At 43.8% G+C, this 18,949-nt stretch carries 15 protein-coding genes, 1 tRNA gene and 1 pseudogene; 2 read left to right on the forward strand and 15 right to left on the reverse strand.

From position 1 onward, the window contains the following. Positions 1–9: 9 nt before the first annotated feature. The 7 genes from hutI to Aso01_RS04830 all read right to left on the reverse strand — a co-directional run bounded on the left by hutI (position 10) and on the right by Aso01_RS04830 (position 8,895). The gene (gene hutI, locus Aso01_RS04800; RefSeq protein ID WP_004936340.1) at positions 10–1,230 is read right to left on the reverse strand and encodes an imidazolonepropionase; all 1,221 of its coding nucleotides are present in this window, start codon (positions 1,228–1,230) and stop codon (positions 10–12) included. A gap of 50 nt (positions 1,231–1,280) precedes the next feature. Continuing rightward, entirely contained in the window at positions 1,281–2,696 is a 1,416-nt protein-coding gene (locus tag Aso01_RS04805; protein ID WP_004936336.1) for an amino acid permease, read from the reverse strand. A 64-nt stretch (positions 2,697–2,760) separates the two neighbouring features. After that, entirely contained in the window at positions 2,761–4,299 is a 1,539-nt protein-coding gene (gene hutH / locus Aso01_RS04810; RefSeq protein WP_004936331.1) for a histidine ammonia-lyase, read from the reverse strand. A gap of 77 nt (positions 4,300–4,376) precedes the next feature. Further along, positions 4,377–6,053, reverse strand: coding sequence for a urocanate hydratase (hutU, locus tag Aso01_RS04815; RefSeq protein WP_004936327.1), 1,677 nt, complete (start codon positions 6,051–6,053; stop codon positions 4,377–4,379). Positions 6,054–6,292: 239 nt separating this feature from the next. Next, entirely contained in the window at positions 6,293–6,871 is a 579-nt protein-coding gene (locus tag Aso01_RS04820) for a HutD/Ves family protein (RefSeq protein ID WP_004936323.1), read from the reverse strand. Next, positions 6,868–7,620 (reverse strand): histidine utilization transcriptional repressor HutC, encoded by a 753-nt coding sequence (gene hutC, locus Aso01_RS04825; protein ID WP_004936319.1) that lies wholly within the window; start codon positions 7,618–7,620, stop codon positions 6,868–6,870. Before hutC ends, Aso01_RS04820 begins: the two co-directional genes overlap by 4 nt. Positions 7,621–7,737: 117 nt before the next feature. After that, positions 7,738–8,895 (reverse strand): cyanate transporter, encoded by a 1,158-nt coding sequence (locus Aso01_RS04830; RefSeq protein ID WP_004936317.1) that lies wholly within the window; start codon positions 8,893–8,895, stop codon positions 7,738–7,740. 348 nt (positions 8,896–9,243) lie between these two features. Between Aso01_RS04830 and Aso01_RS04835 the strand changes: the two genes are divergently transcribed. Beyond that, complete coding sequence (locus Aso01_RS04835) at positions 9,244–10,119, forward strand: LysR family transcriptional regulator (protein WP_004936315.1); 876 nt, start codon at positions 9,244–9,246, stop codon at positions 10,117–10,119. A 56-nt stretch (positions 10,120–10,175) separates the two neighbouring features. Here the strand turns inward: Aso01_RS04835 and Aso01_RS04840 are convergent, their stop codons facing one another. Both Aso01_RS04840 and Aso01_RS04845 read right to left on the reverse strand, forming a co-directional pair. Beyond that, positions 10,176–11,585 (reverse strand): S8 family peptidase, encoded by a 1,410-nt coding sequence (locus tag Aso01_RS04840; protein ID WP_004936313.1) that lies wholly within the window; start codon positions 11,583–11,585, stop codon positions 10,176–10,178. 34 nt (positions 11,586–11,619) lie between these two features. Beyond that, positions 11,620–11,922 (reverse strand): hypothetical protein, encoded by a 303-nt coding sequence (locus tag Aso01_RS04845; RefSeq protein WP_004936309.1) that lies wholly within the window; start codon positions 11,920–11,922, stop codon positions 11,620–11,622. 386 nt (positions 11,923–12,308) lie between these two features. Between Aso01_RS04845 and Aso01_RS04850 the strand changes: the two genes are divergently transcribed. Further along, a complete protein-coding gene (locus Aso01_RS04850) occupies positions 12,309–13,748 on the forward strand; it encodes an aminotransferase-like domain-containing protein (RefSeq protein WP_004936306.1) in 1,440 nt (479 codons plus the stop codon). Here Aso01_RS04850 and Aso01_RS16115 read toward each other — a convergent pair. The 6 genes and pseudogenes from Aso01_RS16115 to Aso01_RS04875 form a co-directional block, all read right to left on the reverse strand. Then, positions 13,711–13,824 carry a hypothetical protein gene (locus Aso01_RS16115; protein ID WP_004936303.1) on the reverse strand — a complete coding sequence of 38 codons (114 nt, stop codon included), beginning with the start codon at positions 13,822–13,824 and terminating at the stop codon, positions 13,711–13,713. The two genes, Aso01_RS04850 and Aso01_RS16115, sit on opposite strands and share 38 nt — an antisense overlap. A 145-nt stretch (positions 13,825–13,969) precedes the next feature. Next, positions 13,970–15,232, reverse strand: a complete 1,263-nt coding sequence (gene mhpT / locus Aso01_RS04855) for a 3-(3-hydroxy-phenyl)propionate transporter MhpT (protein WP_004936300.1) — start codon at positions 15,230–15,232, stop codon at positions 13,970–13,972. 217 nt (positions 15,233–15,449) lie between these two features. Next, positions 15,450–15,659 carry a cold-shock protein gene (locus Aso01_RS04860; protein WP_004936298.1) on the reverse strand — a complete coding sequence of 70 codons (210 nt, stop codon included), beginning with the start codon at positions 15,657–15,659 and terminating at the stop codon, positions 15,450–15,452. Positions 15,660–16,014: 355 nt separating this feature from the next. Then, positions 16,015–16,122 (reverse strand): annotated as a pseudogene (locus tag Aso01_RS04865) (IS5/IS1182 family transposase); the annotation flags it as partial. Between the two features lie 402 nt (positions 16,123–16,524). Continuing rightward, positions 16,525–16,614, reverse strand: a tRNA-Ser gene (locus tag Aso01_RS04870). 85 nt (positions 16,615–16,699) lie between these two features. After that, complete coding sequence (locus tag Aso01_RS04875; RefSeq protein ID WP_004936295.1) at positions 16,700–18,730, reverse strand: NADPH-dependent 2,4-dienoyl-CoA reductase; 2,031 nt, start codon at positions 18,728–18,730, stop codon at positions 16,700–16,702. Between the last annotated feature and the right edge of the window lie 219 nt (positions 18,731–18,949).

The following is an 18,949-nucleotide window of genomic DNA, read 5'->3' on the forward strand; positions in this document are numbered from 1 at the left end:
CCCTTTACCTCATGCATAAACTGAATATTCAATTTCCTGACCATGACGAATAATTCGCTTGGACAAATCTCCGCCCAGCCAGTAGGTCAGTTCTGAGGGGTGTTCGATCTCCCAGGCGACAAAATCGGCCACCTTACCCACTTCCAGACTACCGTGTGAATGTTGTAAGCCCAAAGCCTGTGCGGCATGTAGGGTTACACCAGCCAGTGTCTGTTCAGGTGTTAGTCGAAACAAGGTGCTGCCCATGTTCATCATCAGTCTTAAAGAAAGCGCAGGCGATGTTCCTGGGTTTAGATCACTCGACAAGGCAATTGGCACACCATGTTGCTGCAACAAAGCCACTGGTGGATATTTTGTTTCGCGTAAGAAATAAAAAGCACCAGGCAATAAAACCGCAACGGTGTTATTTTTTGCCATCGCAATCACATCTTGCTCGGTTAAATACTCCAGATGATCTGCTGAAAGTGCCTGATAACGTGCTGCCAGTGTGGCTCCGCCCAATGCAGAAAGCTGTTCTGCATGAAGCTTGACTGGCAGATTGAGCTGCTGCGCCGTTTGAAACACGCGCTCCACTTGTGCTGGCGTAAAAGCCAGATATTCACAAAATGCATCTACCGCATCGATCAGGCCTTCGGCATGTAGCTTGGGTAGCATCTCGTTACAGATATGATCGATATACGCATCTTGATCTGTGCTGCTATATTCTGGTGGCATGGCGTGTGCCGCAAGGCAGGTACTCTTCACGGTCATGGGGAGCTGCTTGGCAATTTGACGAATCACCCGCAGCATTTTACGTTCGTTGGTGTAGTCCAGCCCATAGCCCGACTTAATCTCAATACTGGTCACACCGTCTCTTAACAGGGCACGAACGCGCTTGAGGCCCGAAGCCAGTAATTCATCTTCATTGGCGGCGCGGGTTGCACGCACAGTGCTGGCAATACCCCCTCCTTGTGCTGCAATTTCTGCGTAGCTCATCCCTTCAAGACGCTGCTCAAACTCTAGACTTCGATTGCCACCAAAAACACTGTGCGTATGGCAGTCAATGAGTCCCGGTGTCACCCAGCGTCCTTGCAAGTCACAGACCTGTATATCTGTAATATCAGGCAAGTCCTGTTCTGGACCAATCCAGTCAATATGTTTACCTGAATTGATCAATGCCGCATTTTTTATGATTGAATATTGACCGTCACGCATAGTTGCCATGTGACAGTTTTTCCAAAGCGTTTTCATTGTTTTTTCCTGAAGCAGCACACGCACATGATACGGATGCTGCTTAAGTGTTATCGTTCCATTTCTGCACGGTGCTCAAGCGCTGTGGTGTCTTCTTCTACATGATCTTGCTTGGGTCTCACCCAAATCATGTAAGCAATCCAGAGTAAAATCAGCCAGCCGGCACCCACATAAATCGCAGGTCGGGAGTCTGGGAAATATCCCATCATCGCCAAAATAAACAGCATAAATATAATTGCGAAAGCTGGTGCAATTGGCCAGCCAATTACCGGAAAATCGAGCGCTTTGATTTCAGCCACAGAGAGTTTACGACGCATCGCGACTTGTGAAAGCAAAATCATCAACCATACCCACACCGTCGCGAAGGTGGCAATCGAGGCAATAATGATGAATACATTTTCAGGGATAAGATAATTTAAAATGACGCCAACCAACAAAACACCCGCCATAACGACCACGGTCATCCATGGCACGCCGTTCTTAGAAAGCTTTTGAAAGATTTGAGGGGCTTGTCCACGACTCGACATGCCGTACAGCATACGCCCTGCACCAAATACATCACTGTTAATGGCCGAAATTGCAGCGGTGATCACCACAATATTTAAAATCGTGGCAGCAGAACCAATGCCCAAATTTTCAAAAATTTGTACAAAGGGACTACCTTGGCTGCCAATCTGGTTCCATGGAAAGATCGACATTAATACAAAAATAGTCAGCACATAAAATAGTAAAATACGTACCGGTACTGCATTAATAGCTTTCGGCAGGGTCTTTTTCGGATCTTGTGATTCACCTGCGGTAATCCCAATAATCTCGATGCCTCCAAAAGCAAACACCACCACCGACAAACAGGCAATCAGTCCTGCAATGCCGTTTGGCATAAAGCCATCATGAATCCAGAGATTTTGTAATCCCGGTGTAAAGCTCGAATGATCTGCATGAAAACCGTAAAGCATCAAGCCCAAACCACCCACAATCATGGCGATAATGGCAGTGACCTTGACAATTGACAACCAGAACTCAAGCTCACCAAATACTTTAACGTGAATGAGGTTAATCCCGCCCAGAAACATGATCAATGACATGATCCAGATCCAGCGCGGTACATCGGGGTACCAAAACCCCATGTAAATCCCAAATGCGGTGACATCGGCGAGTGCCACAATCACCATCTCAAACACATAAGTCCAGCCGGTGGTAAAGCCAGCGAGCGGCCCGATGTACTGCGAGGCATAATGACTAAATGAACCCGATACTGGGTTATGTACCGCCATTTCGCCCAGCGCCCGCATTACGATATAAATTGCAATTCCGGCAATGATATACGCCAAGATGACCGAAGGGCCTGCCATTTTAATTGCTGTTGCTGAACCATAAAATAAACCCGTTCCAATGGCAGAGCCTAAGGCCAGAAAACGGATATGACGGGTATTCAACCCCCGCTGTAATGTGGAGTGTTGTGACATTTTAATCTCCAATCCTTGAGGAAATTCAGTTAGATTCGGCCACTCCATGTGACCGATTTATAGATCACACTTCAGACAAACTCGGCAATAATTTTGGAAGAATTAACGCATTTAGGCATCCGCTTGCGAGTAACGCGCTGGCCTGCTCGATATCAGGTGCAAAAAAACGATCTTCGCTGTAATAAGGCACTTGATCACGCAATAAATGCCGCGCGCGCTCAAGTTTTGGTGAACTTTTCAATCCTTCACGGAAATCAAGTCCTTGGCATGCCCCGAGCCACTCTACCGCCAGAATGCCACGTACGTTGTCGGCCATATACCACAAGCGTTTTCCGGCATTTGGTGCCATGGATACGTGGTCTTCCTGATTGGCAGACGTCGGTAGACTATCGACACTGGCAGGATGTGCAAGTGCTTTATTGTCACTTGCCAATGCAGCTGCTGTCACCTGTGCAATCATAAAGCCAGAGTTGACACCACCATTGGCCACCAGAAAAGGCGGCAACTGCGACATATGGCGATCCATCATCATAGAAATACGACGCTCTGACAACGAGCCTATTTCTGCAATTGCAATTGCCAAATTATCTGCAGCCATCGCCACAGGCTCTGCATGGAAGTTTCCTCCCGAAATCACATCGTCCTCTGCCGCAAAGACTAGCGGATTGTCAGACACTGCATTTGCTTCAATTTCAAGAACTTCAGCTGCTTGACGAATTTGCGTCAGACACGCTCCCATTACTTGCGGCTGACAACGTAGTGAATACGGATCTTGAACTTTACTGCACTCTTCGTGCGACAACCCAATTTCACTCGACTCTGTCAGTAAGTCACGATACGCTGCTGCAACATCAATTTGCCCGCGCTGACCACGTACCTCATGAATTCGTGCATCAAACGGCGCGCGTGATCCGAGCATGGCTTCAACGCTTAAACCACCACATACTGCTGCTGCTGCAAAGAGATCTTCTGCTTCAAAGAGTCCACGCAAGGCATAGGCAGTAGAGGCCTGTGTTCCATTGAGCAGCGCCAGACCTTCTTTAGCTGCCAGTGAAATCGGCTCAAGGCCGGCTATTTTAAGGGCTTCAACTGCTGAAATCCACTGTCCTTGATAGCGCGCTTTACTTTCACCAAGTAATACCAGCGACATATGGGCCAGTGGCGCCAAATCTCCCGAAGCTCCCACAGAGCCTTTTAAGGGAATATGCGGATAGACTTCGGCATTGATCAGCGCGAGCAGTGCATCAATCACTTTACGGCGAATACCCGAAAAACCGCGTGCTAAACTATTGGCTTTAAGCAACATAATTAAGCGCACCATAGCATCATCGAGTGGTTCGCCCACTCCTGCTGCATGTGACAGCACCAATGAGCGTTGCAGTTTTTCCAAATCTTCAGGTGCAATTTTGGTCGATGCGAGTAAGCCAAAACCTGTATTAATGCCATAGGCCGTGCGGCCTTCGTTTACGATTTTTTCGACACAGGCCACACTGGCATTGATCGCCGCAGATGCGCTCTCATCGAGTTTAACCTTAATCGACTGATGATAAGCTTGGCGTAAATCTGCGAGGGTGAGTTTGCCCGGTTGAAGTAAGAGTTCCATGTTTGGCGTCCTGTTTGCGCTATATTTATTTCAGATGCTGATTCGGTATCAGCATCTATCACCTCAATTTGAGCAAGTTATTGCGTGATCATTGGCAAGTTTAGTCCTTGCTCTTTGGCACAATCAATTGCGATTTCATAGCCTGCATCGGCATGACGCATTACACCAGTTGCAGGGTCATTCGTTAAAACTCGTGCAATACGTGCTGCTGCTTCGTCTGTGCCATCACAGACAATCACCACACCTGAATGCTGAGAAAAGCCCATTCCGACACCGCCACCATGATGCAATGATACCCATGTCGCACCACCTGCTGTGTTCAGTAGTGCATTTAAAAGTGGCCAGTCAGATACAGCATCAGAGCCATCTTTCATCGATTCGGTTTCACGGTTTGGACTTGCCACCGAGCCAGAATCGAGATGATCACGCCCAATGACCACTGGTGCTGACAACTCACCACTACGAACCATTTCGTTAAATGCCAATCCGAGTTTGGCACGCAGGCCCAACCCGACCCAGCAAATACGTGCAGGTAAACCTTGGAAGCTAATTCGCTCACGTGCCATATCTAACCAGCGATGTAAATGCGCATCGTCAGGAATTAACTCCTTCACTTTCGCATCAGTTTTATAGATATCTTCTGGGTCTCCCGAAAGTGCAGCCCAGCGGAATGGCCCTATTCCACGACAGAAAAGTGGACGAATATAGGCCGGTACAAAACCTGGAAAATCGAATGCATTTTGTACACCCACTTCTTTGGCCATTTGGCGAATATTATTGCCATAGTCGAAGGTTGGAATGCCCATATTCTTAAAATCAAGCATGGCTTGAACATGCTGCGCCATCGATTTTTTAGCAGCTTGAACCACCTGCTCTGGCTCGGTTTTAGAGCGCTCACGGTATTCATTCCATGTCCAACCTACAGGCAAATAACCATTGAGCGGATCATGCGCACTGGTCTGATCTGTCACCATATCTGGACGTACGCCACGGCGCACCAGTTCAGGTAAAATCTCTGCTGCATTTCCATGCAAGGCAATAGAAACAGCTTGACCTTCTTTAGTGTATTTTTCAATACGCGCCAGTGCATCGTCTAAATCTGTTGCTTGCTCATCGACATAGCGTGTGCGTAAACGAAAATCGATACTCGCCTGCTGACACTCGATATTTAAAGAACAAGCACCTGCCAGCGTTGCAGCAAGTGGCTGAGCGCCGCCCATTCCCCCCAAACCTGCGGTCAATACCCAGCGCCCTTTCAAATTGCCGTTGTAGTGCTGACGACCAGCTTCCACAAAAGTTTCATAGGTTCCCTGCACAATTCCTTGGCTACCAATGTAGATCCAAGAGCCTGCTGTCATTTGCCCGTACATTGCCAAGGCTTTGGCATCGAGATCATTAAAATGTTCCCAATTGGCCCAGTGCGGCACAAGGTTTGAATTTGCAATTAGGACGCGTGGCGCATCTTGATGGGTTTTAAACACGCCGACAGGCTTGCCCGATTGAACCAATAAAGTTTCATCAATTTCTAAATTTTTAAGGGTTTCGACAATTTTATCGAAACATTCCCAGTTTCGTGCAGCACGACCAATCCCTCCGTAAACCACCAGTTCTTTCGGATTTTCTGCCACATCTGGATCAAGATTGTTCATCAGCATGCGTAATGGTGCTTCGGTCAGCCAGCTTTTGGTGTTGAGCTTTGTACCGCGAGGTGCACGAATTTCGATATCACGGAATTTGGTTGATGCTGTGGTCACAAGAGGACTCCTTCCTTTGAGTTTGAAGTGAAATTTAATCTCACTTCACTGTATAGTGATGTATTAACTTGTATATACATCCATATACTACACAAATCCTTTTTAATGAAAAGATGCTTTTTTAAAAATTGTGGAAATTAATATATAAGACAATGTTTTTTATTGTTTTAATTTTTATACGCCATAAAAAAACACATACAACCTAGGGCTGTATGTGTTGCTTTGATCCATTCAAAAATTTACTTTCTTAATTCAATTATGCACAAATTCTTAAAAATTCCAGAAATCGTCAGTATAGATTCTACCGCTTCTTGCCGATCTAAAAGTATACTTTCATAATGCAGAAGCAGGCAGGATTTTCCATTTATTTGTAGTACCTGAGGCTCGGTCGAGGCATTAAACAGAAAAATAAGATCTGCCGAAATATGACGAGTTTGCGCCGACTTTGCAGCCAAGCGTACATGCTGCGCTTGCCAGAGATTTGGGTTATAAATGAGATTAAAGTCACGAATCGGCCCATTTAACAATTCGGCAAATACGTTACGCTCGCCAGAAAAGCAAATGCTTTGGCCATTATTGAGTTGATGGACAATCCCCTCAATGTTCAAACAAAGCCCTGCACCCTCTAATACACTCAAGATGCGTTGCATTCCCAAAAAGTTGGAAAATGCACCAGATGCAGAAACATCCGCCATTGAAATTCGCCACTCAAAATGCGCCAGATCATCGCCAGCACTTCGAGCCAATTCCAGCGTATATCCCAAACCATTCTTCCAGCGCATTTTTTTATAATCTGAGGCCAGAAGATGTTTCATCATTGGGTAAATTTACCTTCCAGAAAATAGCGACTGCCCGGATAAATCAATCTTGCGCTTGAAACCAATTGTTTGTTCGACCATGTACGACGCCGAATCAGCAGGCACGGTTCAGTTTTATTAATTTTGAGCCATTTACATTCCTGTGCTGTTGCGAGAATGGCAGTGACCACGTGTTCACCTTCAGTTACCGGGGCCTTAGACATCAAATATGCATTAGGTGTAATGTTTTGAAAGTCTTGATCAAGATAATCAGGAATGATGACCGGATCGACTAGACGATCTTCAATTTGGACAGGTACATCATTTTCAAAATGTACAATGATCGAGTGGAACAGTGTCTGTCCTTCACGAATTTGCATTAACACACTTTGTTCGGCATTGGCCTGAATTTTCTCAAGCACCAGTACTTGGGCATGATGCTTATGATTTCGAGCCAATATTTCTTCAGCAATATTATTGACCTGAAATAACGCAGTTCGCCCTTGTCCTTCTGCAACAAATGACCCAACGCCCTGAATACGAACCAGTAAGCCTTCAGTGGTCAGCTCTCGAAGTGCTCGATTTACTGTCATCCGGCTACAGCCAAGCAAATTGACCAATTCACTTTCAGATGGAATCTTTTTGTTTACAGGCCAAGTCCCGTCATAAATACGCTGTGAAATCATGTGCTTTACACGCAGATATAACGGAACAGGGCTGTCTTGTGCCAGCGAGAGTTCCAGATCATTGTGTGTGGTAGGTCTTGACATCAGTTCCGGCTCATAGAATATTTACTCGTATATTTTAGCGTGATTTAGCTTTAATTGTATATACAAGACTATACATATGATTTTTTATTTGATTGTAGCTTTTTCATCGCTTTAAATTCATCTTTTTCCCTCTACATCGATTACATCGGCATAATGGTGAGGATTAAATTTATATACCAAAGTAGTGACCACAATCACCATGAACAACTGTAGTATCCAAGCGATGGTATAGCTCGCTGTTATATCGTGCAAAATGGCAACCCACCATGGCGCAATTGCGGCAATTAAAAAACCGCCTCCTTGCATGAGTGCAGAAAGCTGACCTGCCATGACTGGATCAGATAAGTGATCCAGCACAATAATCATCATCAATGCAAAACAGCCTCCTAAACCTGCGCCAATCAGCATTACCCATACATAGGCAAACATCTGAGGAATAAAAACCAAACCAGCAAAACCTACAATTTGCATCACCAGTGCCGCACTGAGCCATAGCCGACGATCTTGATTTTTCCGGGCCAAATAAGGCAAAACTAAAGCGGAAATGGCTTGGCAAAGCGTTAAAATCGCCATTAGGTTTCCGCTTGATTTAGCACTCCAGCCCAATTCTTGGTAGGCAGGTGCCAGCCATGCCACAATGCTGGTATAACCACTGTTAATCAGCCCAAAGCATACAATCAGTAACCACGTGCGCGGTTGTGATAAAAACAGCGAAATCGAAGCTGATTGAAGCTTATGCTGTGATGGCTGAGCTAAATAACGTGCCGCAAGAAGCAGCGCAACCAGTGCCGGAACACTAAAAATTGCAAGGCCAAACTGCCACGATCCATATTGTACAGTGATCAGAGGCGTTAAAAATGCGCCAAGCGCGCCGCCTCCCATGAGCATGGCAGAATAAAGCCCCATCATAGGTCCCATCTGATCGGCAAACTCTCGTTTAATCAAGCTTGGAAATGTCACTTGCAACATCGCGACACCCAGCCCAATTGCGCCTGCCGTACCAATCAGCAATAAACCATTCGGCGCGATGAATCGAGACGCACATCCTATACAAATCAGACTTAAAGCTATCAGGCTGGCTTTTCGCTCACCCAAAGTGTTGTGTATCCACGGGCCCAGCAGCGCAATCATCCCCATGAGCAGCATAGGAACCAATGTCAGCAGTGCAATTCCTTGTAAACCAAGGCCCATATCGGCTTTAATCCGATTGACTACAGGGCCAATACTGGTCATAAAGGGCCGCAAATTTAACCCCACTAAAGCCACTGTTATCATCAATAAAGCTCGATTGGTCACCTGATTTACTCACTCTTGATTGGGTATGTTAATGGATTGCCAGTACGCATAGATCTCTGGGAGATGTTCTGGGTGAGTAGGAACATAACAATTTTGCATCGATTGCTTGGCAAATGGCGTAAAAACTCACGATCCACATTCACTCAAATGCTCCTCAAGTTTTTAGATATTCTTGTTTCTTATACTGCTCAGCAAAACCGTTCTGTACGTTCTCACTACTCAGCATAAACATGATCTTTTATATTTAGAAATTAAATTATTTAATCGAATACATTAAGATTATAAATACTTACTTTTAGGATCGTTGTAGCGATTTGGGAGCACCACATGTTTGATCCTCGTTTACTTCGGGCATTTGTGGCGATTGTTGAAACGGGAAGCTTTACCTTGGCGGCAGATCAACTGCATATGACCCAATCGACCATCAGTCAGCAACTGGCTCGGCTAGAACACGCTGTCGGTAAGCCTTTGATTGAGCGCCAGTCCCGTTCTTTACAACTGACCACAGCGGGCGAGTCGCTTTTGGGATACGCCAGACGTATTCTGGCCTTGCAACTTGAAGCACAAAATGTACTGAGCACAACCACAGGCAGTATTCCCATCCGTATTGGAGTACCAGAAGATATTATGAATACGGAAATGGCGAGATTACTGCATAGCTTTAGTGAAGCACACCGTTCAATCCGGCTTGATGTCACGGCAGGATTAAGTCGTGATTTAATGACACGCTATCGCGCAGGACAATTTGATATAGTGGTTGTGAAGGAACCGATGGCCAGTGCAGATCATTTTGCAACATTTCCAGAAGCAATTGCCTGGTTTGAAAGTCAGCATTTTAGTCAAGTATGGCCCGATCCCATTCCTTTGGTAACCTTTCCGCAAGGTGGATTGTACCGCGACGAAATGTTTGATTTTATTGAACGTGAACGTAAACACTGGTATGTCGCTTTTTCAAGCAATAGCCTTGCCAGTGTTTTAGTCGGTATTGAAGCAGGATTAGGCATCTCGCTTTTGCCCGTGGCAGCCACACAAGGATACAATGTGCGCGAATACAGCGTCTTTGGGCGAGCACCCGCCATGGCGATATCGCTTTATCGCTGGGAAAAAGATGGCGTTATCTCAGAACTAGCCACACAAATGGCACAAATATTACAAAATCGTTTGCATCAGTTTGCGGCATCCACATCGATAAGTGCTGAGTAAAAGGAAATGTGATCGCCACGCATTTTGAGCGATCACACTCAGTTCAATGATTCAGGCTAGCCGCGGCAACTGGTAAAAAATAATGTTCTGGTGCATTTTGTTGGCGTCGCAGGCGCAGCTGTGCTGTTGTTCTGATCAAACGTTGCCGTGTTATTTTGCGTTGGAGTGCCTGTTAAACTACTTAATGCTGCGGCCAGATTGAGACGAGAAAAACGTAAACCATTTCGAGTATCGGTCACCAATGTTCCACTATTTTTGAGTCGATTGACGCTCTCGTCGAGGCTATCATTTGCAAAGGCATTATTGGCTCGAATAATGGCCAGTGCAGCCGCTACATGCGGTGTTGCCTGAGAAGTACCGCTCATAACAATGCCGCCACCTGAAATTCGAACACCCGGTGCAAGTAATGTTAAATTTGCAGAACTGTTACTAAAACAAGCGACTTTATCTGCATAAGAACTGCTATCGGTACATGAACTATACATGACACGGCCAATATTTGAGTCGTACACTGCCCCTACACTGACTGCTCCCTGTAAACAGGCCGGATATGAAATGGCATTGGATTTAGCCGAATTTCCTGCCGCAACGACGGGTAATACACCTGCTTCACGTAGCGTTTGAAAGCTTTTTGATAATGAGCCTGTACAGGTCGAAGTATTTAAATCTCCCCCAAGACTCATGTTTGCAGTCTTGATATTGAGGGTTTTGGCATTGTTGGTCACCCAGTTTAAAGCCGCTGCAATATCACTGTCATACGCCAGTTTGCCACGAAAAACATCCATGGCAATAATCTTGGTATCTGCCGCGACTGTGGCAGCAATCGCTGCAACATTGGTGCCGTGTTTTTCACTGTCATCAAGTTGATTATCTTCTGGCGCCATATCCATAGCATAGCTGACCCGACAACTGGCTGGTGTGCCGGCACGTGTGCAGTTTCCAAAATCATTTAAACGATAATCTACACCCGTATCTAAAATTGCCACCGATGTTCCCTGACCAGTATAACCTTTAGATTTTACTGCTGGTTGGCCAATCAGATTCAGATTTTCATTGGCCATGGTTTTAGACGCTGTATTCGGATAAACCGCTTTGACCTCTGGATCATTGAGCAACTTTACCAAAGTATCACGCTGTTGAATTCGATAAAAAGTCAAAGGCAATGCATTGTAATCACGCATTAACTGCACACCGCCAAGTACGAATAGACGTTGTCTTAAATTCTGTTTTTGTTGATGCAGTTGTGTAATTAAGGATGTGCTTGTTAATGGCTGTGCATGATTCGTCTCGACAATCAAATCATTGGATGCATTATTCAATAGTGCATCCAAATTAATTTTACCTTGTGCAACTTTTTGTAGTGCCTGTGCAGACAGTTTCGCCCGAGCTTGTTCAGATGAAAGCTGAGCGTGCGATGATGTTATTCCCAATCCAATACTTACAATGAATAGCATGTACTTATGCATGTGTTTAATTCCATTTTTGTTGGGTGAAGAAACGTTAGGGTTTAATAATTTGATTACCCGGGTCCTTTTCTGGATCTATGGGCTGAATGCTCAGATCACTTTTGGTATCGGCAAGTGGCGCGCTGTCGGATGCTTGCTGCTCTGCTTGAGTAACTGAATGAGATGTCACGTCTTGAGTAGTGATATTATTATTTAGATGAGATGGCTGATCAAGCTGCCCTGCTTGAGCTTGTGCAGTACTTTGCTTGAAAGGGATAGCTGTCTCAGATGGTTGAAAATAAAAAAACAATAACGTCAGAAGCACAATAACTAATAGCAAAATAGAAGCAATTCGCATGTTTCATCCGTGTAGAATTGAGGTTGATGTGATGGGCTGATCTATCGATAAAACCAGATCATCCATGATCAAATTTCAAGCGAACATACCTGAGAATCATTATCAAAACTAGCTACAAACTGACGAAGAGTTCTTAAAAATACTGAGTTAAAATCCTCATATCTTTATAAAATAAAAAAACGCTTTAAATTCAATTATCTTGAAGTTATTTATGCTGTAATAAATGTGTCATTTAAATTTTTTGTTACACAAATAATCTTATCTTTGAAATTTACTTAAGGCCTGAAACCATTTGAGCATTTACAAATTATCCAAGTAAAAAACGCTGGTTTAAGCATCCATACACAATCTGTTATAGTCATCCAGACAAATCACATGACCATCATATGCAAAAATCCAAACAACTGGCACTGAGCTTAAAGCGATTGATCGAAACAGGGACATGGAAAGCCCATGACAAACTTCCCTCGCTTAGACAGCAAGTCCAAATTTCTGGATTTAGCTTAATGACCGTTTTAAATGCCTATCAGGAGCTCGAAGCTCAAGGGTTAATTTATTCCAAATCAAAGCTTGGATACTTTGTTGCTGTCCCTCCAGTGCCTGCATCGGGCACACATAACATGGTTCAGAGTACCAATATCGAAATCAATTCATGGGTATTTCGTTATTTAAAGTCGATTCAGTCTGAGCATATTGTGCCATTTGGAAGTGCCTTTCCTGACAGCCGTTTACTTTATTCAGCGCAGCTGATGCATACATTGGCTCGACAAGCTAAACACAAAGCGGCTTATCAGCAAATGCCAAGCCTTCCACCAGGAAATTATGCATTACGCAAATACATAGCGCAGCGCTATTGCATGCAGGGTATTCCGACAGACCCAGAAGATATTGTGATCACTTCGGGTGGGTTAGATGCACTGAATCTTTCACTACGCGCGCTTACTCAGGCAGGCGATTATATTTTGCTACAAGAATCCATTTTTTATGGTGCTTGGCAAGCCGCAGAAAATCTGGGTTTAAATGTGATCATATTACCGGATCACCCTGAATACGGACTCGATCTAGAGGCTTTTAAGCAAGCACTGATCACCTACCCTATAAAAGTATGTTTATTGATGCTCAATAGCCAGAATCCGATTGGTTATACCGTGTGTGATGAAATTAAGGCACAGCTTGCAGCATTACTATACGAGCATGATGTGTATTTGATTGAAGATGATGTCTATGAGGAGTTGTATTACGGCGCGCACAAACCACACTCGATGAAATTCTTTGATCGACATCATCGAGTGATACACTGTAGTTCATTTTCTAAAACATTAGGCGCAGGATTTCGTGTAGGTTGGGTGTATGCTGCACAATTCTCAGCACAAATTCAGCATTTACAACTGATGAGCACCATCTCTGTGAATGCGCTGATTCAAAGTACATTGGTCGAATATCTGTCTCAACGCCATTACGACAAACATTTAAAGCAATTGCGCAGCAGCTTAAAACGTCTTAAAGATCAATATTACGAAATACTGACACAGCGACTACCAGCGACTTGCCACATACATTATTATCCTTCTGGATATTTTTTGTGGATTGCTCTTCCAGAACAGCTAGACAGTCAACAGTTGTACCAAGATCTCCTACAGCACCAGATTGGAATTGCGCCAAGTTATTTATTTAATCAGCGCCCCGAACATGCGCATCATTTGCGCTTAAACTGTTCGTTTGAAATTGACGCCACCATTGAGCAGGCACTTCAACAACTCGCACAGTCGATTAAGCGACAATTTGCACTCAATTCAATGCATATTCCCAAATCAGATAACCCATAAAAAAGCCCAGAAATGAGTAAAATGTAATGATAAAAAAAACAAACCAGGCTTTATTTTTACGAAATAAAAAGTTCATGCTGTCCACTCCTGATTGAATATGACACTTCAGAGTGTGGCAGACCATAAGAAAACTGGTAGATACAATTTTTGATGAATACACTATAACAGACCATAACAGCGCACAAGAGGCGCTGAATGAGTCAAGCTTTAGGTTTAACCGATCAGGAAGATTTAAGTGAAGATGCCACCGTGTCGGTAACTGGTTGATGATTTGGTCGGTACAGTAAAAACAGTACGGAGAGTGCAGCAATTAAAATCATGGGAATACTGGAGGCAATTACAAAGATTTCACTTTGGCCAACGCTCAGTAAATAGCCTGCGAAAAGTGGCCCGATAAATGCGCCAACTCGTCCTAACGCCACTGCGGCACCAACACCAGTCCCCCGCATTTCTGTAGGGTAATATGTTGCAGCCAATGTATACAAAATCGACTGACACCCAATAACAAACATACCACACCCTGCGGCGGAGAGCGTGAAGGCAACAGTCGTATGCGAATAGGCCAAACCAATCAATGACAGGAAGATTCCGGTATATGCGCACATCGCAATCATAATTTTATTGAAACGATCGAGCATCAGGCCCAGAACTAACACCCCAACAGAACCTCCCAGATTAAATCCCATTTGAATATAACTTGCTTGATGCTTAGTTAATCCTAAACCGGCAATCAGTGTAGGAAGCCAGTTTTGTAGCAAGGCCAGCACCAGTAAGGTTCCAAAAAAACTGATCCATAAACTTGCGGTGGTGCGGGTTCGTCCTTGAGAAAATAGCACCTCAGACATACTGTATTTTGTACTTTGCCGTTGATGGCTTTTCAGATAAGCTTTTGATTCAGGCAAAAAATAATAAAGAACAACGGCTAAAAGAAGTGGCGCCCCGCCCCCCAGATAGAAAATATGTCGCCATTGATGATCTGCATCTAGGCCTAGTGCAACTACAGAAGTCAAAAAACCGCCAATTGGCATACCACAATACATTGAACTGACTGCTGTGGCCTTATATTTATCGGGAACCGCCTCAGACACCATGGTAATCACAATTGGCAGTGCGCCACCCATGCCGATACCCGTCAGAAAGCGAATCGCTAATAAAGCTGTATATTCCTGCATAAAAGGCGTAATGAGAGACATTGCACCAAAAATAATGACACAGGCAATTAACACTTTTTTGCGACCTATCACATCGGCAATACGTCCTGCAATTAATGCACCGGGTAAAGTCCCCAAAACAGCAGCACTGAAGATCCAACCCATCTCGGCGCTCGACAACAGCATTTCTGCTTTCATACGTGGGGCGGCAACACCCATAGACTGCAAGTCAAAACCTTCAATAATCGCAAAAATAAAACACAAGACCAAAGTAATGATCATTACATGAGAGGAATGAGGAGGCTGTTTGAGACCGGATTCAACCGTTTGCATGTTTATCTTCCTTTTTATTTTGTATAAATCAGCTTTCCGAGCTGTTTTTGATTTTTTTCAAACTAACAAAGATTATTTATTTACACAATAGTGAATTAAATTATGAATAGCATAATTATTTCAATTAATCTTGTTTGGATCACTCCTACGAGCGAGTTAAAACTTCATTCTAAATAACAAAAAGCACCCGAAGGTGCTCTTGTTTGGACAGATGTCCTTATTGCGGAGTGATGTTCACTGCGCTTGGGCCTTTTTTACCTTCAACGATGTTGAAAGAAACGCGTTGGCCTTCATGCAAAGTTTTGAAACCGTCAGTTGCGATTTCTTTGAAGTGAGCAAATACGTCTGGACCAGAATCTTGTTGAATAAAACCAAAACCTTTAGTTTCGTTGAACCATTTAACGGTACCAGTAGCTGTGTTAGACATAATCTATCCTATAAATTTTAAGGGTGGAGCGTCATGCGAGATGACTATTTAACTGTAAAAATTGAACAAATTGAGCTTAAGATCTATAAAACGAAGGATTAAGACTAAAACTACGATACTTAAAGAAGATTGAACTAACCGTCTAATTTTTCTAGTTGCAATTAGCATACAGCAAAAATGAAATTATTCAACCGTATCTTGGGTCTGTTTCGCAACTTCATTCGGGATTTTGTTGGTTACTCACTCAAAGCCTTGTAAATCCAGCAATAGGGATTAAATGAGATCGTGTTCAAACTTAAAAAAAAACAACAAATCACCAGCACGATTTAAATCTTTGTGCACCTAAGACTTTCAATTGAGTTTTGGGATCAAACCAAATAGAGATATTTCCTCGATTTATTAATGCTCTATTATAAGAAGGCCAATTGGTTGTATGTTAGATTTTAGGTGTGGGCTTATTCATTTGAGAATTATAATGTTGAATAAGCCTTTAACGGTAGGTTTGTGCAACAAAGCCTAGTTAACTTAAACGATGAGGAGATAAACAAACATACCACTTATTGTTCTAGGCTACACCCCATTCTTCTTGAAATCGCCTTAAAGCAAAATTAGAACTATCCCCCTGCATCTTTCGTTTTAGTTACTTTAAATCGAATCTAAAGCAATTAGAGAGCAAATGTGATTCTTCAACGATGATGATTAGACTGTGCAATGAATTTTAAACTCAAAATTTCAATTGTCCTAAGTGATCCGAATCAACACCAAATAATACCTCTCAATCCAAAATTTAATGTGGGGTAAGCTGAGGAGTAAAATTAGAGTAAAAAAATAAGCCCTTGTAAAAACAAGGGCTTATTTAAATATTTGGCGGAAGCGGTGAGATTCGAACTCACGGAGGACTCACACCCTCGTCGGTTTTCAAGACCGGTGCATTAAACCGCTCTGCCACGCTTCCATGTGCGTAAGAATACAAAGACCGTTTATTTTATTCAAGAAAAATTTTAATGCTTTGCACTCGTTTGCATATTGTTTCATCAAAATTACAGTTCTGCGGCCAATTCTGCGCCTTCTCGGATGGCACGCTTGGCATCTAGCTCGGCAGCAAGCTTCGCTCCACCAATAATATGATAGCGTGCCAGTGTCGATTCCTGTGCTAAAGGCATTAAATCTTTTACCGACTCTTGTCCAGCACAAACCACAACCGTATCTACACGAAGTAGCTGATCATGACCATTTACTTCCACCCATAATCCTTCATTAGTTACAGCTTTGTACTGCACACCACGCATCATTCGCACTGCATGTTTTTTCAGTTGTGCGCGATGCACCCAGCCTGATGTTTTTCCTAAGCCAATTCCTAGCGGTGTGGTTTTACGTTGTAATAAATAAATTTGTCGCACAGGTACTTCTATTTCGACAGGTTGCAGGCCACCTTCGGTAATGTAATTCGGATTAGAGTCGACCCCCCACTCTCGCTGCCAATCCGCCAAGGGCTGGGGCTGAATCTGATGCGCAGGTTTGAGTAAAAATTCAGATACATCAAACCCGATACCACCTGCGCCAATCACGGCCACTTTTTCACCAACTGGAGCACCACGTAATACTTCAGCATACGAAAGAACTTGTGGCAAATTACTGCCTTCAATACGAAGCTGGCGTGGAATAACACCCGTCGCCACAATCACTTCTTCATAGCCCTCGCGCTCGAGTTGCTCACGATTGACGCGTGTGTTTAAACGCACATCTACACCCGTTTTTTCTAGTTGCACTTTGAAATAGCGAATGGTTTCATGAAACTCCTCTTTGCCGGGGATAACTTTGGCCAAGTTAAATTGCCCACCCACTTCAGACGCAGCTTCAAATAACGTCACCTGATGCCCACGACTGGCTGCAACGTTGGCCGCCGACAGCCCTGCGACACCGCCACCTACAACCGCAATTTTTTTCGGTTTTTTGGTTTTGATATACGTTAGCTCGGTTTCGTATGCTGCACGCGGATTGACCAAACACGTTGCACGCTGGTTTTTAAAGGTATGATCGAGGCAAGCCTGATTACAAGCAATACAGGTATTAATTTCATCGACACGATTGGTAGCCACCTTGGTCACCCAAAATGCATCGGCTAAAAGTGGACGTGCCATCTGAATCATGTCGGCTTTACCTTGTGCCAAGATCTCTTCTGCCACATCTGGCATATTGATTCGATTAGCCGCAATCACAGGTATAGACACGTGCTGTTTCACATAAGCAGTATAATCGACAAAAGCTGCACGCGGTACAGAGGTGACAATGGTTGGAATACGCGCTTCATGCCAGCCAATACCCGTATTGAGTAAGGTAACGCCCACTTTTTCAAGCGCCTGTGCCACCGTAACCACTTCGCTCATGGTATTGCCATCATGAACTAAATCCAGCATAGACAGACGAAAACTAATAATAAATTTTTCACCGACTTTTTCACGAATCGCTTTTACAATTTCAACTGCAAAGCGCATACGGTTTTCAATCTCGCCACCCCAGCGATCTGTTCGTTGATTGACATGACGGCTCAAAAACTGATTAAGCAAGTAGCCTTCAGAGCCCATAATTTCGATACCATCGTACCCTGCTTTCTTGGCTAGATCGCTACAGCGGGCATAATCTTCAATGGTGTCTAAAATATTGCTTTCCGACATCTGACGCGGTTTAAACGGTGAAATAGGTGATTTAATTGGGCTTGCCGACACCACAAAAGGTTGATAACCGTAGCGACCAGCATGCAAGATCTGCATCAAAATTTTTCCACCATGCTTATGTACGGCATGCGTGACCAAACGATGATGTGGAATATCTGCCAAAGAATTCATGGTTCCACCTGCGGGTAAAAGCCAGCCCTGTCGGTTAGGTGAAATGCCGCCGGTAATGATTAAGCCAACACCGCCTTTCGCTCGCTCTCCAAAGTAGGCTGCAAGTTTCGGATAATTATAAAAACGGTCTTCCAAGCCGGTATGCATAGAGCCCATCACGACTCTATTTTTAATTGTTGTAAAACCTAAATGCAGTGGTTTTAAAATATGTGCATAGCTAGTCATGACGAATCCTTAGGTTGTTATTGGCTTTGCAACTTGTTGCATAATACTTTAATACTTTTTATCGGGGTTGGGATGACCCGAGTGCTTTTTTTACGTGTTAAAAGTGTCAGTTTATTAGTTATCAAAACATTCTTTTGGTTGGTTTACATTTTATTCTTTGTTTCGAATCACATCATATTAACGGTGATTATTCAGTTTGATCTACAAGTAAATCTATAA

Origin of the sequence: Acinetobacter soli, assembly GCF_000760595.1 — a bacterium.
GTDB classification, from domain to species: domain Bacteria; phylum Pseudomonadota; class Gammaproteobacteria; order Pseudomonadales; family Moraxellaceae; genus Acinetobacter; species Acinetobacter soli.